Here is a 14,183-nt window from a genome sequence, read left to right as displayed (position 1 = left end):
GACATGCGCATCGTCCGCTACGAACTCGACGGCCGGGTGGGCACCGGCGTGCTCGAAGGCGACGTCGTGCGGGACGGGAACCTGGTGGCACGGCTGGACGAGGTGACCCTGCTGGCGCCGTGCGACCCCCGGACGATCGTCTGCGTCGGGAGCAACTACCCCTGCCAGGTCGAGGAAAAGGGGCGGCCGTGGCCCGAGCGGCCCGCGTTGTTCCTGAAGACGCCCAACTCGGTGATCGGGCCCGGCCAGGCCATCGAACGCCCCGCCGAGGTGGACCGGCTGGAGTACGAGGGCGAGCTGGCGGTGGTCATCGGCAGACGGGCGCGCGACGTCCGTGCGGACGACTACCACCACTACGTCCTGGGCTACACCTGCGCGAACGACGTCACCGCGCACGACTGGCGGGCCGACGGGCAGTGGGCGCGGGCCAAGAGCGCCGACACCTTCTGCCCGCTGGGCCCGTGGATCGAAACCGAACCGCCGGGCGCGGCGGAGCTGACCACCTGGTGCAACGGCGACCGGGTGCAGCGGTCCGGGATCGACCGGATGATCTTCGGGATCGGCGAGATCCTCGCCCACGTGACGCGGTACTTCACCCTGTCGCCCGGCGACGTCGTGCTGACCGGCAGCCCGGCGGGCGTCGGCCCGATGACCGGCGGCGACCGGGTCACCGTCGAGATCGAGGGCGTCGGCGCGCTGACCAATCCGGTGACCACCCGAATGAAGGAGACCCCCCGATGACGCACGGCCTGCACTACACGGTGAACTGCTCGATCCTGCTCACCGATCTGCCGCTGCTGGAACGCCCCGCGGCCGCCCGGTCCGCCGGGTTCGACGCGGTCGAGTTCTGGTGGCCGTTCCCCGAGGCGGTGCCGTCGGACGCGGAGGTCGAGGGCTTTGTCAAGGCGATCGAAGACGCCGGGGTCCGGCTCACCGGCCTGAACCTGGCCGCCGGGGACATGCCCGCCGGTGACCGCGGGCTCGTTTCCTGGCCCGGCCGGGAAAAGGAACTGCGGGACAACGTCGACGTGGTGGTGGAGATCGGCAAGCGGCTCGGCTGCCGGACGTTCAACGCCTTGTACGGCAACCGGATCGACGGCGTGGCGCCGGAGCGGCAGGACGAGATCGCGGTGGCGAACCTGGCGCACGCGGCCCACGCGGTCGGCACGTTCGGCGGCCAGATCGTGGTCGAGCCGGTGAGCGGGATCGAGGCGTACCCGCTCAAAACCGCCGCGGACGCGGTCGCGGTGCTCGACCGGGTCGGTGCGGACAACGTGCGCCTGCTGGCCGACTTCTACCACCTCGCGGTCAACGGGGACGACGTCCCGGCCGTGATCGCGGCCCACACCGGCCGGGTCGGCCACGTGCAGATCGCCGACGCGCCGGGCCGTGGCGCGCCGGGCACCGGCGACCTGCCGCTGGCCGACTGGCTCGGCGCGATCGAGGCCGCGGGTTACGCCGGGCTGGTCGGCCTGGAGTACAAGGCCGCGGCGGACCCGTTCGCCTGGCTCCGCGGCTGAACCGTCTACAAAGGATTGAGAGAGCAGAGATGAGCGAGCAGCACACGGTCGCGGTGATCGGTCTCGGCATCATGGGCGGTCCGATGGCGGCCAACCTGGTGAAGGCCGGGTACCGGGTGATCGGGTTCAACCGGAGCAAGGAGAAGGTGGACGCGCTCGTCGCACAGGGCGGTCGTGGCGCGGGAAGCGTGGCCGAAGCGGTGAGCGGCGCCGACGTGGTGCTCACCATGCTGCCGGACTCGCCGGACGTCGAAGGCGTCGCGGAGGAACTCCTCGCGAACGCCCGGCCGGGCAGCCTGTGGATCGACGCGAGCACGATCCGGCCCGACGTGGCCGCGCGGCTCGTCGGCGCGGCGGTCGAGCGCGGGCTCCGGGCGGTCGACGCCCCGGTGTCCGGCGGTGAGGCCGGTGCGGTCGAAGGCACTCTGTCGATCATGGTCGGCGGCACCGCCGAGGACGTCGAAGCGGCGCGTTCGGTGCTCGACGCGGTCGGCTCGACGGTGGTCCACGTCGGGCCCGCGGGTTCCGGCCAGACCGTCAAGGCGGCGAACCAGCTGATCGTCGCGGGCACCATCGAACTGGTCGCGGAGGCGCTGGTTTTCCTCGACGCGCACGGTGTCGACGCCGAGGCGGCGGTCAAGGTGCTGGCCGGTGGGCTGGCGGGCAACCGCATCCTCGACCGCAAGGCGGCGGGCATGATCGCCGGCGACTACACCCCGGGGTTCCGCGTCGACCTGCACCACAAGGACCTCGGCATCGTCACCTCGGCCGCCCGCGAAGCCGGGGTGGCCATCCCGCTGGGCGCGCTGGTCGCCCAGCTGATGGGCGCGCTGCGCGCCCGCGGCCACGGCTCGCTCGACCACTCGGCACTGCGGTTGCTCGTCGAAGAACTGTCCGGCCTCAAGTGATCCCGTTCGTCCACCAAGGAGAGACGCCATGGCACGCATGAGAGCGGTCGACGCCGCCGTCCTGATCCTCGAGCGGGAGGGCGCCACCCAGGCGTTCGGCCTCCCCGGCGCGGCCATCAACCCGTTCTACTCCGCGATGCGCGACCACGGCGGGATCCGGCACGTGCTGGCGCGCCACGTCGAGGGCGCGGCGCACATGGCCGAGGGCTACACCCGGGCGCGGGCGGGCAACATCGGCATCTGCGTGGGGACCTCGGGGCCCGCCGGCACCGACATGATCACCGGGTTGTACTCGGCGTGGGCCGATTCCACGCCGATCCTGTGCATCACCGGCCAGGCGCCGGTGGCCAAGCTGCACAAGGAGGACTTCCAGGCGGTCGACATCGCCTCGATCGCCGCGACGGTGACCAAGGCGGCCACCACGGTGCTGGAACCGGCGCAGGTGCCGGGCACCTTCCAGCAGGCGTTCCACCTGATGCGGTCCGGGCGGCCCGGCCCGGTGCTGATCGACCTGCCGCTCGACGTGCAGCTCGCCGAGATCGAGTTCGACATCGACACCTACGAACCGCTCCCGGTGCACAAACCGGCCGCGACCAGGGCGCAGGCCGAGAAGATCCTCGACCTCCTGGTCACCGCGGAACGGCCGCTCATCGTGGCGGGCGGCGGGATCATCAACGCCGACGCCAGCGAGGAGCTCGTCGAGCTGGCCGAACTGCTGGAAGTGCCGGTCATCCCGACGCTGATGGGCTGGGGTTCGATCGCGGACGACCACCCCCTGATGGCGGGCATGGCCGGGCTGCAGACCGCGCACCGCTACGGCAACGCGACCCTGCTCGCCTCGGACTTCGTGCTGGGCATCGGCAACCGCTGGGCCAACCGGCACACCGGCGGACTGGACACCTACACCGCGGGACGGCGGTTCGTGCACGTCGACATCGAGCCGACGCAGATCGGGCGGGTGTTCGCGCCGGACTACGGCGTGGTCTCGGACGCCAAGGCGGCGTTGCGGCAGCTGCTGGCGGCGGCCCGCGACCGCCGTGCGGCCGGGAGCCTGCCGTCGTGGGCGGACTGGGTCGGTGCCTGCGGTGACCGCAAGCGCACCCTGCACCGGCGCACCGACTTCGACGAGGTGCCGATCAAACCGCAGCGGGTCTACCGCGAGATGAACGCCGTGTTCGGGCGCGACGTGCGGTACGTGTCCACGATCGGGCTCTCGCAGATCGCCGGCGGGCAGTTCCTGCGCGTGTACCACCCGCGGCACTGGATCAACTGCGGGCAGGCCGGTCCGCTCGGCTGGACGGTGCCCGCCACGCTGGGCGTGTGCGTCGCCGATCCGGACGCCACCGTGGTCGCGCTGTCCGGTGACTACGACTTCCAGTTCATGATCGAGGAGCTGGCGGTCGGCGCGCAGTTCAACCTGCCCTACATCCACGTGCTGGTGAACAACTCCTATCTCGGCCTGATCCGGCAGGCCCAGCGCGCGTTCGCGATGGACTACCACGTCGATCTGGCCTTCGACAACATCAACTCGCCCGAGCTCGGCGGGTACGGGGTCGACCACGTGAAGGTGGCGGAAGGCCTGGGCTGCAAGGCGATCCGCGTGCACGAGCCGGAGCTGATCGCCGACGCCTTCGAGGAGGCGGGCAAGCTGATGGCCGAGCACCGGGTGCCGGTGGTCGTGGAGATCATCCTGGAGCGGGTGACGAACATCGCGATGGGCCAGGAGCTGGACGGGATCGTCGAGTTCGAGGAACTGGCCGAGACCGATGGTGCCGAACTGCGGCAGCCGGTCGGGCTGGACTGAGCGTGCCCGGGGTGAAGGTGGTCGTCGCGCCGGACAAGTTCAAGGGTTCGCTGTCCGCGCCGCTGGTGGCGGCCGTCCTCACCGCGGGGATCCGCGCGGGCGCCCCGGACGCCGAGGTGGTGCGCGTCCCCATCGCCGACGGCGGCGACGGTTTCGCCGCGGCGGCGATCGAAGCCGGGTACCGGGAGGTGGCCGTCACCGCCCAGGGCCCGACGGGCCGCCCGATGCGCGCCCGATACGCGGCGCGGGACGGGGTGGCGGTCATCGAACTCGCCGAGACCGCGGGCCTGGTCGCCCTGCCCGGCGGGGTCCCGAAGCCGATGACCGCGTCAACGTACGGAACGGGCTTGGTCGTGCGGGCGGCCCTCGACGCGGGTTGCCGGTCCATCGTGCTGGGCATCGGTGGCAGCGCCAGCACCGACGGGGGCAGCGGTTTGCTGGAGGCCCTGGGCGCCCGCGTGGTGCGAAGAAGCCTGACCGAGGTGCTGGCAATGGACTTGTCGGGGTTGCACCCGGCCCTGGCGAGCGCGGAGTTCGTCATCGCCGCGGATGTGGACAACCCCCTGCTGGGCGAAAACGGCGCCGCCGCGGTGTACGGCCCGCAGAAGGGCGCGTCGCCGGTGCAGGTCGCGCTGCTGGACCACGCCCTTTCCAGCTGGGCTGATCGGCTCGACGCCGCCACCGGCACCGACCACAGAACCACCCCCGGCGCCGGCGCCGCCGGCGGAGTCGGCTACGGCCTGGTGGCGGCTCTGGGCGCGACCCTACGCCCCGGCATCGACTTGGTACTGGACCTAACCAACTTCGACGAGGTGTTGAAGGACGCCCACCTGGTAATCACCGGCGAAGGGGCCCTGGACACCCAAACCCTCCGCGGCAAGGCAGCCCTGGGCGTCGCCACGCGCGCCCGCACCGCCTCGGTCCCGGTGGTCGCCGTTGCGGGCAAGGCCACCCTGACCCCAGCACAACTCCGTCTCGCCGGCTTCGAGACCGCCTACGCCCTAACCGACCTGGAGCCGGATGCCCACCTGTGCATGACCCAGCCCGAGCCCTTACTGGAACGCATCGGCAGGCAGATCTCGGCCCGCCTACTCCAACCCACCTAACCCCCTGACTGGCACCCAACTCCGGGTGCCACGCCCCACCCCGGTTGTCGCGCGGTCCAGCCTGGTGCGAGCGAAAATTTGGCTGCCCACTGCGGCCGCCTGATGGCAGCGTTCTCCGAACGGGCCGCCACGGTGCCCAGCCCAGGGGCCCGTGCCGGCTCGGTGGGGAACCCGTTGGGTCCACGTGGGGAGGTTCCGGCACCGAGCCGGCGGCCCCGGACGGCGTGTCCCGGGCGAAGCCGAGCGTAGGCAGTCCGACTGGAGCCCGGCTCGGAGGAGCGATGAGTTTCGCGCGGGAGCCTGGTCGATACTCGGTGAGAGCGTCAGCCGAGCACCAGGAGCCACGATGACCAAGCCGAAGAGCCAGCACGTCACCGAATTCAGCGAGCCGGGCAGTGTCGCCATGCCGTGGGCCGAGGTCGAGGCGGTGCTGCGCGAGTCGGAGATGTTCTGGCTGTCCACGGTGCGCAAGGACGGCCGCCCCCACGTGGCGCCCCTGCCCGCGATGTGGCTCGACGGCAAACTGCACTTCTGCACCGGCGCGCACGAGCAGAAGGCACGCAACCTCGAAACCAACTCCCGCTGCGTGCTCACCACCGGGACCAACTCCTACCGCTCCGGCCTCGACGTGGTTGTCGAGGGCACCGCGGCCCGGATCGGCGACGAGGAGACGCTGCACCGCCTCGCCAAGATGTGGCAGGACAAGATCGACTGGCCGTTCGAGGTGGTCGACGGTCAGTTCAGCGATCCCGGCAACAACGACCACCGCGCCCCGGTCTACGCCGTGACGCCCGCCAAGGTGCTGGCCTTCGGCAAGGCGCCCTACCGCCAGATCCGCTACACCTTCTGACCCCCTACAGCTTCGGCTTGGGCCGGTTCGGGTTCTCCCACAGCAGGTCGTTCGTGCCGAGCGGCACGAACGTCTTGGTGTTCTGGTCGAACACCACGTCGTGGGTGAAGATCCGGTCCACGTTCGGGTTGTGCCGCAGGATCGGGAACTCCGTCATGTCGAACACGTTGTCGGTGCGCCGTGCGATCCCGTCGGTGGGGTTCTCCGGGATCGGTCCGTCCTTGCCCGGCTGCACCAGGATGGCGTGCACGTCACCCTTGGCGTTGCGGGCGAAGGCGGCCGAGGCGTCGTCCCAGATGGGCTTGTTGAACGGGCCTTCGTCCTTCCAGTTCGGCATGGTGATCTTGTTGCTGTCCAGCTTGGCTTCCAGGGTGGTGCCGTCGTTGCGCTTGGCCGTGTCGTTCGCCGTGTCCATCACGGAGTTCCACTTGCCGTCCGCGTCGTGGCGGCCGCCGGACCAGAACCAGGCGCCGTTCGGATCGGTCTTCAGCAGTTCCTTGAGCTGCGGGCTCAGCTTGTAGTAGTCGGCCTCGCTGAGGTTGCGCAGGTCCAGGCCCTTGCCGTTGCCCGGGTTCCCGTCCGGCTTCGGCTGCGACCGGTCGATGTGCCCGGCGTCGTTGCCGGTGCCGTCGCGGTTCGGCGCGCCGTTCGACCCACCGCACTTGCCGGTCCCGGCCAGGCCGAGCGGATCGGCGGCGAGCAGCGGGCTCGCCACGTACGCCACCGGGTTCGGCGCCGGGCGCAGGCCGAGCGGGTCCTGGCTGAGGTACCGCGCCGCCGTCGGGTCGTAGTAGCGGTAGACGTTGTAGTGCAGGCCGCTTTCGTCGTCGTGGTACTGGCCGGGGAACCGCAGCGGCGTCGTGGCCACCGACCTCGACGGCCACGTCACGCCCCAGATGCTCGTGCGTGCTTCCCACACGATGTCGCCGTTGTCGCCGAGCAGTTCGGTCGGTGTGCCGACGGGGTTCGTGACGATCGAGTGGAACCGCGATTCATGCTGGGGCCACGCGTATTCGGACTGGGCAACCGCGCGCCCGTCGAGCGGGTGCCGTTCCCAGGTGAGTACCGACTTCGACCCGTCGTGGCGCTGGGTCAGCTGCTCGACGAGTTCCGGACCGCTCCAGACGAACCGGGTCTCGTCGGTCATCACCGGCACGCCGTCGGCACCACCGGTCCACCGCTGCTTGGCGAACCGCCTGCCCAGCGGGTCGTAGAGGTAGGTCCACCGGGTGCCGTCCGGCGCGGTCAGGTCGGTCATCCGGTCCAGCGGATCCCAGGAGAACCGCCAGACCGCCCCGCCGGTGTAGCGGGAGACCACCCGGCCCTGGCCGTCGTGGTCGTATTCGGACCACGGCGTGGTGGCGCTGGTGAGGTTCCCGCACGCGTCATAGGCGTACCGCTCGGTCCCGTGCTGCGCGGACACCTCGGTGACCCGGCCCGCCGTGTCGAGCCGGAACCGCTGCGCGCCGGTCGTGGAGTCGTCGATGGCGATGAGTTCCCCGTCGACGCGGTAGTGGTACCGGCGCTGCTTGAGTACCCGGTCGCCGGCCGTGAGCACCTGTTCGGTCAGCTGGTCCTGCTCGTCGAACGACTGGCGCAGTACAGCCGATCCGTCGACGTACCGCCCGATCTCCCGGCCGGCCGCGTCGTACTCGAACCGCACTTCACGCCCGGAGGTCGTGAGCAACTCGGGCCGTCCCGCACCGTCGAACACCCAGGTGCTGTCGATCCCGCTCGGCGTGCGGCGGTGCACGGCGTTCTCGTCGTAGTCCCAGCTGATCCCGAGCCCGTTGACCGCCTCGGCGGTCACCCGCCCGTACTCGTCGCGGACGATGTCCAGCACGGAATCCTGGTTGGTCGCGCGCTCCAGCTGGCCGAGGGAGTCGTAGGAGTAGGTGGTGGTCCCGGCGGCCGTCCGCCGTTCGACGACGTTGCCGAGCACGTCGTAGCGGTACTCGGTGACCTCGCCGAGCGCGTTCGTCATGCTCAGCAGTTGCCCGGCGGCGTCGTAGGTGTAACTGAGGCGGCGGCCGTCGAAGTCCTCCTCGGCGATCAGGCGGCCCGCTGGATCGTAGGTATAGCGCCAAGTTCGCCCGGCCGGATTGGTCACCGCGATCAGCCGCAGTTCGCCGTCGTAGGCGTAGGTGGTGCGCCCACCGGCGGGATCGATCTCGGCGGTGGGCAGGCCGAACGGCCCGTAGGTGCGCCGGGTCACCTGCCCGGCCGCGCCGCGGTGTTCGATGGCGTTGCCCTCGGCGTCGTACTGCCAGGTTTCGTGACGCCCGAGCGGCCCGGTGCGCACGGTGCGGTTGCCCTCCACCGTCCATCCGTGACGGACGGCGGCGCCGGAACCGGTGCGCGCCACTCGTGGACGGCCGAACAGGTCGCGTTCACCCGGAGCACCCCCGACGGCGGGGTGCACGGCCGCTTCGTCGAGCGGACTGGACCGGCCGTCCGCGCGGAACGGAACGGCGGCGCCCACCGAAGTCGTGAACAGATCGGGTGCGTCGTCCGCCGGGTATTCGCGCCGCGCGTCACGGGCTTCGAGCGACACGGCCCCGTCCGCCGCGGCCGAAACCCGCAGGGCGGAACCGTCCGGGCGGATGATCTCGGCCAATTCACCGTCGTCGGTGTAGGTGTACCGGGTGATCCGGCCCAGCTCGTCCGTGCGGGAGAGCATGCGGTCGTAGCGGTCCCAGCTGTACTTCCGGGTGTGGCCGAGCGGATCGGTTTCCTCGACCAGCTGGCCCGCGTTGTTGAGCCGATATTCGCTGCGGTGCCCGAGCGCGTCGGTGTACGTGGTGACGCGGGCCTCGGTGTCGTAGGTGAACCGGCCGTCGTAGAAACCATCGGCCCCGACCGTCTGCACGCAGCGGCCGTTGTGGTCGTAGACGTAGCGATACCAGGTGCCGGTCCGGTCCTGCCAGCCGGTGAGCCGCCCGGCGGGGTCGTAGTCGAAGGTCATCGGCCGGCCGGACGAGTTGATCACCTGCGTGAGGTGCCCAGCCTCGTTGTAGCCGAACCGGACAACCGGCACCACGGTGCCGTCGGCCGTGTTCACGGCCTCCATCTCGACGATCCGCCCACGCAACGAGGCAAGGCGGACTTCGTGGCCGTCGGCGCGGCGGATCGTGCTCGGCGCCCCGTTCGCGGCGTATTCGACGGTGACCCGCGGCGCGGCCTCGTATTCGATCGCGGTCAGCGGCATCACTCCGTCGCTCTGCCCGGGAGCGGTGGTGAACACCAGCGTCCGGCGTGCGGTGCGGTCGCCCAGGCGGTACCCGTCGGCGGTGCGGGACAGCGGCCAGCGCGGTCCCTCGGCCGGGAGCACCACCTCGCCCCCGGCGGGGCGCGGGTACACCAGCTTCATCCCGTCGGCCGAGAAGTAGGTGATTCCCGCCCCGCCGACCTCGACCCGCTGGTCCAAAGTGGACGCCCACGAGGGCCCGAACCAGCGGCCCTCGCGATAGGACGAGACGTGCGTGCGCTCCAGCAACAGGTCAGGCTGACCCGCGATGGTCAGGTCGAGCTGGGTCATCACCACCTCACCGGTGGCGATGTCCACCGGGTCGGATTTGCAGTTCCGGTTTTCGGCCTCGACGGAGTCGTTGCGCGAGCCGCCTTTGCCGTTCGCTGTACTGGGTTCCGGTGACCGCGGCGTCGGGGTCGGGGTCGGGGTGGGGCTGGGTGTCGGTGTGGGGGTCGGGTTGGGTGTGGGGTCGGGCTTGGGTGCCGGTGGTGGCGGGGTGCCCGAGGAGCCGTCCGGTTTGGCGCTGCTGCTGGTGGTGTCGCCACCCCCACCGCCGCCGTTGTTGCTTTGCCCGGGTGGCGGGTTGGGGGTGGGTCCGGAGCTGCTGGGGCTGGTGTCACCACCGCCACCGCGGGTGGTTTCCGGCTTGGGCTGGTTACCGCTCTTGATGTTCTTCAGCGCCTTGGCCGCATCCCCGAAGGAATCCCCGAGCTTCTTCAGCAGCGGGGAGAGCTTGCTCAGCGCCTGGACCAGCTTCTTGGTGATGTCGGCGATCTTCATCGCCGTCTTGGCCACCGCCGAGACGACCTGCGGCACCACCCACGCCAGCCCGATGCCCAGGGTGAACAGCACCTGCAACGCCCAGCTGATCATGTGCCCGACCAGCTCGGCGATGATGTCGCGCACCAGCGACCGCACCGCCCCGACCACCTCACCCGCGGTCCCGATACCGCTGGAGGCCCCCTCGGCCGCGGACTGCGCCCCGGTGATCAACGTGGCGATATCCGCCCCGCGCGTCCGATACGCATCCCCCGCCGGGCCGGTCCAGGACGCGGTGTCCTCCTCGATCATCTTGGCCAGGTCCGCGCTGATCGAGGACAACTCGGTGCCGACGTTCTTCCACGTCTCCGAGTGCGCCTTGATCTCATCCGGGTTCCCGGTCAGCGCGTCGAGGGCATCGGAGAGCGGTCCACAGTGCTCGATCAGCCACCCCACCCCGGCGGCGAGGATCGACCCGAAGGGATCCATCGCCATGCCCAGGGCGTCGAGCGCGGTCCCGGCCGCGCCCAGCACCCCGGCCGCCCAGTCACCACTCTCGATCGCCTTGCTGGTCTCGTTGATCGACTCCAGGATCGGGACACCGGAAATCGCCGTGGTCGAATCCTGCACCTCGGCTACCAGCGGATTGGCCATGGAGGTAGTCAAGGCAACGCCCCCGAGCACGACAACGCCCCGGCACCGGCGCTGCCCGAGTGGCCGTCCGAGGCTGCCCGTTCTTCCCCCGGGGCGCCCCGGCCAGGCGTTTGCGAGGATCGTCGGGTGAACGGGACACCGCCGGCGGTCACCGCCGATCCGGCCGCGGCCGACCTCGACGAGCTGGTTGCCTCGCTGGTCGCCAGCCGCCCCTCCTCGTTGCCCCCGGAGAACCGCGAGAAGCTGGCCTCCTTCATCCGTGGCGAGAACGGCGAGCTGCTCGGCGGGATCGCGGGCCACACGAACTACGGGTGGTTGTTCATCGCCCAGCTCTGGGTTCACGAATCGACCCGCGGCCAGGGCCTCGGCGCCTCCTTGCTGCGGGCCGCCGAGGACGAGGCCCGAAGGCGGGGCTGCCGGTCCGCCTGGCTGGACACCTACAGCTTCCAGGCCAGGCCGTTCTACGAAGCACACGGGTACCGCGTGTTCGGCGAACTGCCCGATTTTCCCGGCGGTTACCGCAAGTACTTCCTGGCCAAGGCCCTCTGACGCCGATCCACCAGCGCCACCACGATGATCACCACCCCCAGGGCGAACGCGACGAGCGCGACCGGACTGGCCAGCGGCGACGACAGCGCCAGCGCCACCCCGGGGCCGATCGGCCAGCGGCCGTGCCGCCACACTTCGCCGGCGGCGATCACCAGCGCCACCAGGGCGGCGGCCAGCACCGGCATCAGCACCAGCGAGAAGATCGCCACATATCCGTGCCGGTCGTCCTCGGCCACGACCGCTTCGTTCCCGCTCAGCAACAGCGCCACCCGCGTCGCCGCCCAGCCCGTCACCACGAACCCGGCGAGCAGCAGGCCTCGCCGGAGCATCAGCCGCGTGCCGTTGTCGACCATGCCGAATGCTAAAACCACCGCCATCGTGGCGACGGGCGTCGTTAGCCTGCTGCGTGCGTTCGTACGCCGATTCGTGATCGTGCCCGCCCCGCACAGCGCGCTGAAGGTCCGGCTGAGCACTCATGATCCGCGGCGTTCTCTCGCGCCCGCCCAGGACCTCATGAGCGGGCTCTGGTCTTCTGGCGGTCGTGGGCCCAGCCGGTGAGCACGGCTCCGGCCGCGGTGCACAGCACGAGCACGGCCAACCGTCCGCCCCAGCCGCCGGGCGCCCAGTCGAGGGCACCCCACAGCGGGTTCGACGAATGGTCGACAAGACTGCGGATGCTCGCCTGGGCGAACACGACGGTCACCACCATGCCGAGCACCTGCGCCGCGACGTAGCCGCCCTTGTTCATCGCTCTCCTCCGTCCGGGATGTGCTTGCCCGGAGAAGTCTCGCCGGAGGGGCGGGGCGGGCACATCGATCTTCCGTCGCGAACCACCCCCTACCAAAGAGACGGCGATCTGCAACTTTGGTAGGGGGCAGTCCTAGCCGGACGGCGAATGCGCCCGCTGCCACCGGTCGGTGATGATGGGCCGGTGATCAACGACGTCGGCGGGCCCGCCATCGGGCCGTGGCACCACGCGTGGCGGCTCCTCGCCGCCGCGGCGTGTGGTGTGCTCGTCTGGTTGCTCGCCGCCAGTCAACTGCCCGCGGGCGCAACGGGGGCGCGGATCGACTGGTTCTTCATCGGTGACCCGGTGATCGGGCTAGCTTGTCTGGTAGCGCTGCTCTGGCGGCGGCGTTTCCCGGTCGTGGTGGCCACCGCGGTCGTCGTGATCTCGACCGTGTCCACCCTGGCCAGCGGTGCCGCGCTGCTGGCGCTGGGCTCGCTGGCGGCCCGCCGCCGTCCGGTGGAGACCATGTTGCTCGCGGTGGCCTGCGTGGCCACCACCGTGTTGTTCACCAACGACCTCTATCCCCGGCGTGACGGGGTGGATCCGTTGTGGCTCGCGATCTCCCTGCCCACGTTGATCGTGGGCATCGTGGTGGCGGTCGGCATCGCGGTCGGGGCGCGGCGGGAGGAGGTGCGATCCCTGCGCGAGCGGGCGGAAAGCGCGGAACGCGAACAGCTCGCGCGAGCGGCGGAGGCCAGGATCCTGGAGCGGCATCGCATCGCGCGTGAGATGCACGACGTGCTCGCGCACCGGGTCTCCCTGGTCGCCATGCAGGCCGGGGTGCTCGGGCACCGCACCGACCTCCCGGCCGAACAGGTCGCCGTGCTGGCCCGGGGCATCGCCGACGGTTCCCACCAGGCGCTGGAGGAACTGCGGGATGTGCTCGGGGTGTTGCGGGCGGGACCGGACCGCGCCGAACCACCGCAACCCGGGCTCACCGACGTTCCGGCACTCGTCGACGACGCACGGGCGCTGGGACTGGACGTCACGTTCACGAACACGGCGGTGGGTGAGCCGCCGGATCTGGTCGCACGCACCGCCTATCGGATCGTCCAAGAAGGACTGACCAACGCCGGGAAACACGCTCCGGGGGCACAGGTTCACGTCACCGTCGAGGGCACGCCGGGCGACGGTCTGCGGGTGGGGATCCGCGATTCCGGTGCGGCGCGGACGATCGAGCGGCCACCGGCGTCCGGGTTCGGCTTGCTGGGGCTGGCCGAACGGGTCGCGCTCGCCGGTGGCGAGCTGGAGCACCAGCGGGCGGAGGGCGGTTTCGTTCTCGGCGCGTGGCTGCCGTGGCCGGAAGGGAGCGGGTGAATGAAGACCCGGATCGTGATCGTCGACGACGATCAGCTGGTGCGGATGGCGTTGCGCCTCATCGTCGAGGGCGAGCCGGATCTGGTGGTGGCCGGGGAAGCCGCCGACGGAGACGCCGCCGTCACCATGGTGGGCGAGTTGCGGCCCGACGTCGTGCTGATGGACGTGCGGATGCCCGGCCGCGATGGGCTGAGCGCCACCGAGGAGATCCTCACCGCGCCCGAGCCGCCGCGGGTGCTGGTGCTGACCACGTTCGATTCCGACGAGATGGTGCTCGGCGCCCTGCGTGCCGGTGCGCTCGGGTTCGTGCTCAAGGACACCCCGCCGCCGGACATCGTGGCCGCCGTCCGGACGGTGGCGGCCGGGAATCCCGCGCTGTCACCGGCCGCGGCCACACGGCTGATCGCGGTCGCCACCGGGGCGGGCGCGGCCGACGTGGCACGGAAAGCCCGGGCCAGGGAACGACTGTCCACACTCACCGAACGCGAGTTGCAGACCGCCCGCGCCATCGCGGACGGGCGGTCCAACAACGAGATAGCCGGTCAGCTGCACATCAGCGTCGCCACGGTGAAGGCGCACACCGGCAGTCTGTTCACCAAGCTGGCCGTGGACAACCGGGTCCAGATCGCGCTGCTCGTCCGGGACGCCGACGAATGAGTTGTTTTCCGCAGCGACT

Annotated in this window: 12 protein-coding genes; 9 read left to right on the top strand and 3 right to left on the bottom strand. The window is 70.8% G+C overall.

The genetic code is table 11. The annotated features are described in order from the left end of the window. The first annotated feature begins 3 nt into the window (after positions 1–3). The 6 genes from JYK18_RS39995 to JYK18_RS39970 all read left to right on the top strand — a co-directional run bounded on the left by JYK18_RS39995 (position 4) and on the right by JYK18_RS39970 (position 6,188). Positions 4–741, top strand: coding sequence for a fumarylacetoacetate hydrolase family protein (locus tag JYK18_RS39995; protein WP_206809090.1), 738 nt, complete (start codon positions 4–6; stop codon positions 739–741). Beyond that, a complete protein-coding gene (locus tag JYK18_RS39990) occupies positions 738–1,520 on the top strand; it encodes a hydroxypyruvate isomerase family protein (protein ID WP_206809089.1) in 783 nt (260 codons plus the stop codon). Before JYK18_RS39995 ends, JYK18_RS39990 begins: the two co-directional genes overlap by 4 nt. A 29-nt stretch (positions 1,521–1,549) precedes the next feature. After that, the gene (locus tag JYK18_RS39985) at positions 1,550–2,428 is read left to right on the top strand and encodes an NAD(P)-dependent oxidoreductase (protein WP_206809088.1); all 879 of its coding nucleotides are present in this window, start codon (positions 1,550–1,552) and stop codon (positions 2,426–2,428) included. Positions 2,429–2,456: 28 nt separating this feature from the next. Then, positions 2,457–4,232 (top strand): glyoxylate carboligase, encoded by a 1,776-nt coding sequence (gene gcl / locus JYK18_RS39980; RefSeq protein WP_206809087.1) that lies wholly within the window; start codon positions 2,457–2,459, stop codon positions 4,230–4,232. Between the two features lie 2 nt (positions 4,233–4,234). After that, positions 4,235–5,338 (top strand): glycerate kinase, encoded by a 1,104-nt coding sequence (locus JYK18_RS39975; RefSeq protein ID WP_307796272.1) that lies wholly within the window; start codon positions 4,235–4,237, stop codon positions 5,336–5,338. Between the two features lie 346 nt (positions 5,339–5,684). Further along, on the top strand, positions 5,685–6,188 hold the full coding sequence (locus JYK18_RS39970; RefSeq protein ID WP_206809085.1) for a pyridoxamine 5'-phosphate oxidase family protein: 504 nt from the start codon (positions 5,685–5,687) through the stop codon (positions 6,186–6,188). 4 nt (positions 6,189–6,192) lie between these two features. On the opposite strand, the gene JYK18_RS39965 is transcribed toward JYK18_RS39970, so the two are convergent. Beyond that, positions 6,193–10,851, bottom strand: a complete 4,659-nt coding sequence (locus tag JYK18_RS39965) for an RHS repeat-associated core domain-containing protein (RefSeq protein ID WP_206809084.1) — start codon at positions 10,849–10,851, stop codon at positions 6,193–6,195. A 126-nt stretch (positions 10,852–10,977) separates the two neighbouring features. On the opposite strand from JYK18_RS39965, the gene JYK18_RS39960 reads away from it, so the two are divergent. Beyond that, the gene (locus JYK18_RS39960) at positions 10,978–11,400 is read left to right on the top strand and encodes a GNAT family N-acetyltransferase (protein ID WP_206809083.1); all 423 of its coding nucleotides are present in this window, start codon (positions 10,978–10,980) and stop codon (positions 11,398–11,400) included. Here JYK18_RS39960 and JYK18_RS39955 read toward each other — a convergent pair. Both JYK18_RS39955 and JYK18_RS39950 read right to left on the bottom strand, forming a co-directional pair. After that, positions 11,367–11,777: a hypothetical protein gene (locus JYK18_RS39955; RefSeq protein WP_206809082.1), complete on the bottom strand. Its 411-nt coding sequence runs from the start codon at positions 11,775–11,777 to the stop codon at positions 11,367–11,369. The two genes, JYK18_RS39960 and JYK18_RS39955, sit on opposite strands and share 34 nt — an antisense overlap. 134 nt (positions 11,778–11,911) lie before the next feature. After that, positions 11,912–12,148 carry a hypothetical protein gene (locus JYK18_RS39950; RefSeq protein ID WP_206809081.1) on the bottom strand — a complete coding sequence of 79 codons (237 nt, stop codon included), beginning with the start codon at positions 12,146–12,148 and terminating at the stop codon, positions 11,912–11,914. A 183-nt stretch (positions 12,149–12,331) separates the two neighbouring features. Here JYK18_RS39950 and JYK18_RS47285 point away from each other — a divergent pair, with 183 nt between their 5' ends. Then, the gene (locus tag JYK18_RS47285) at positions 12,332–13,507 is read left to right on the top strand and encodes a sensor histidine kinase (protein ID WP_206809080.1); all 1,176 of its coding nucleotides are present in this window, start codon (positions 12,332–12,334) and stop codon (positions 13,505–13,507) included. Then, positions 13,508–14,164: a response regulator transcription factor gene (locus JYK18_RS39940; protein ID WP_206809079.1), complete on the top strand. Its 657-nt coding sequence runs from the start codon at positions 13,508–13,510 to the stop codon at positions 14,162–14,164. It begins immediately after the preceding gene. Positions 14,165–14,183: the final 19 nt, after the last annotated feature.

Source organism: Amycolatopsis sp. 195334CR, from assembly GCF_017309385.1.
Taxonomy (GTDB): domain Bacteria; phylum Actinomycetota; class Actinomycetes; order Mycobacteriales; family Pseudonocardiaceae; genus Amycolatopsis.
This window is presented reverse-complemented; position numbering and strand designations above follow the sequence as displayed.

What these genes read in the sequence shown, in the direction of transcription:
- gcl (WP_206809087.1), top strand. Translation starts at nt 2,457, where the DNA reads ATGGCACGCATGAGAGCGGTCGACGCCGCCGTCCTGATCCTCGAGCGG.
- JYK18_RS39995 (WP_206809090.1), top strand. Translation starts at nt 4, where the DNA reads ATGCGCATCGTCCGCTACGAACTCGACGGCCGGGTGGGCACCGGCGTG.
- JYK18_RS39985 (WP_206809088.1), top strand. Translation starts at nt 1,550, where the DNA reads ATGAGCGAGCAGCACACGGTCGCGGTGATCGGTCTCGGCATCATGGGC.
- JYK18_RS39940 (WP_206809079.1), top strand. Translation starts at nt 13,508, where the DNA reads ATGAAGACCCGGATCGTGATCGTCGACGACGATCAGCTGGTGCGGATG.
- JYK18_RS39965 (WP_206809084.1), bottom strand. Translation starts at nt 10,851, where the DNA reads ATGGCCAATCCGCTGGTAGCCGAGGTGCAGGATTCGACCACGGCGATT.
- JYK18_RS39950 (WP_206809081.1), bottom strand. Translation starts at nt 12,148, where the DNA reads ATGAACAAGGGCGGCTACGTCGCGGCGCAGGTGCTCGGCATGGTGGTG.
- JYK18_RS39990 (WP_206809089.1), top strand. Translation starts at nt 738, where the DNA reads ATGACGCACGGCCTGCACTACACGGTGAACTGCTCGATCCTGCTCACC.
- JYK18_RS39970 (WP_206809085.1), top strand. Translation starts at nt 5,685, where the DNA reads ATGACCAAGCCGAAGAGCCAGCACGTCACCGAATTCAGCGAGCCGGGC.
- JYK18_RS39955 (WP_206809082.1), bottom strand. Translation starts at nt 11,777, where the DNA reads ATGGCGGTGGTTTTAGCATTCGGCATGGTCGACAACGGCACGCGGCTG.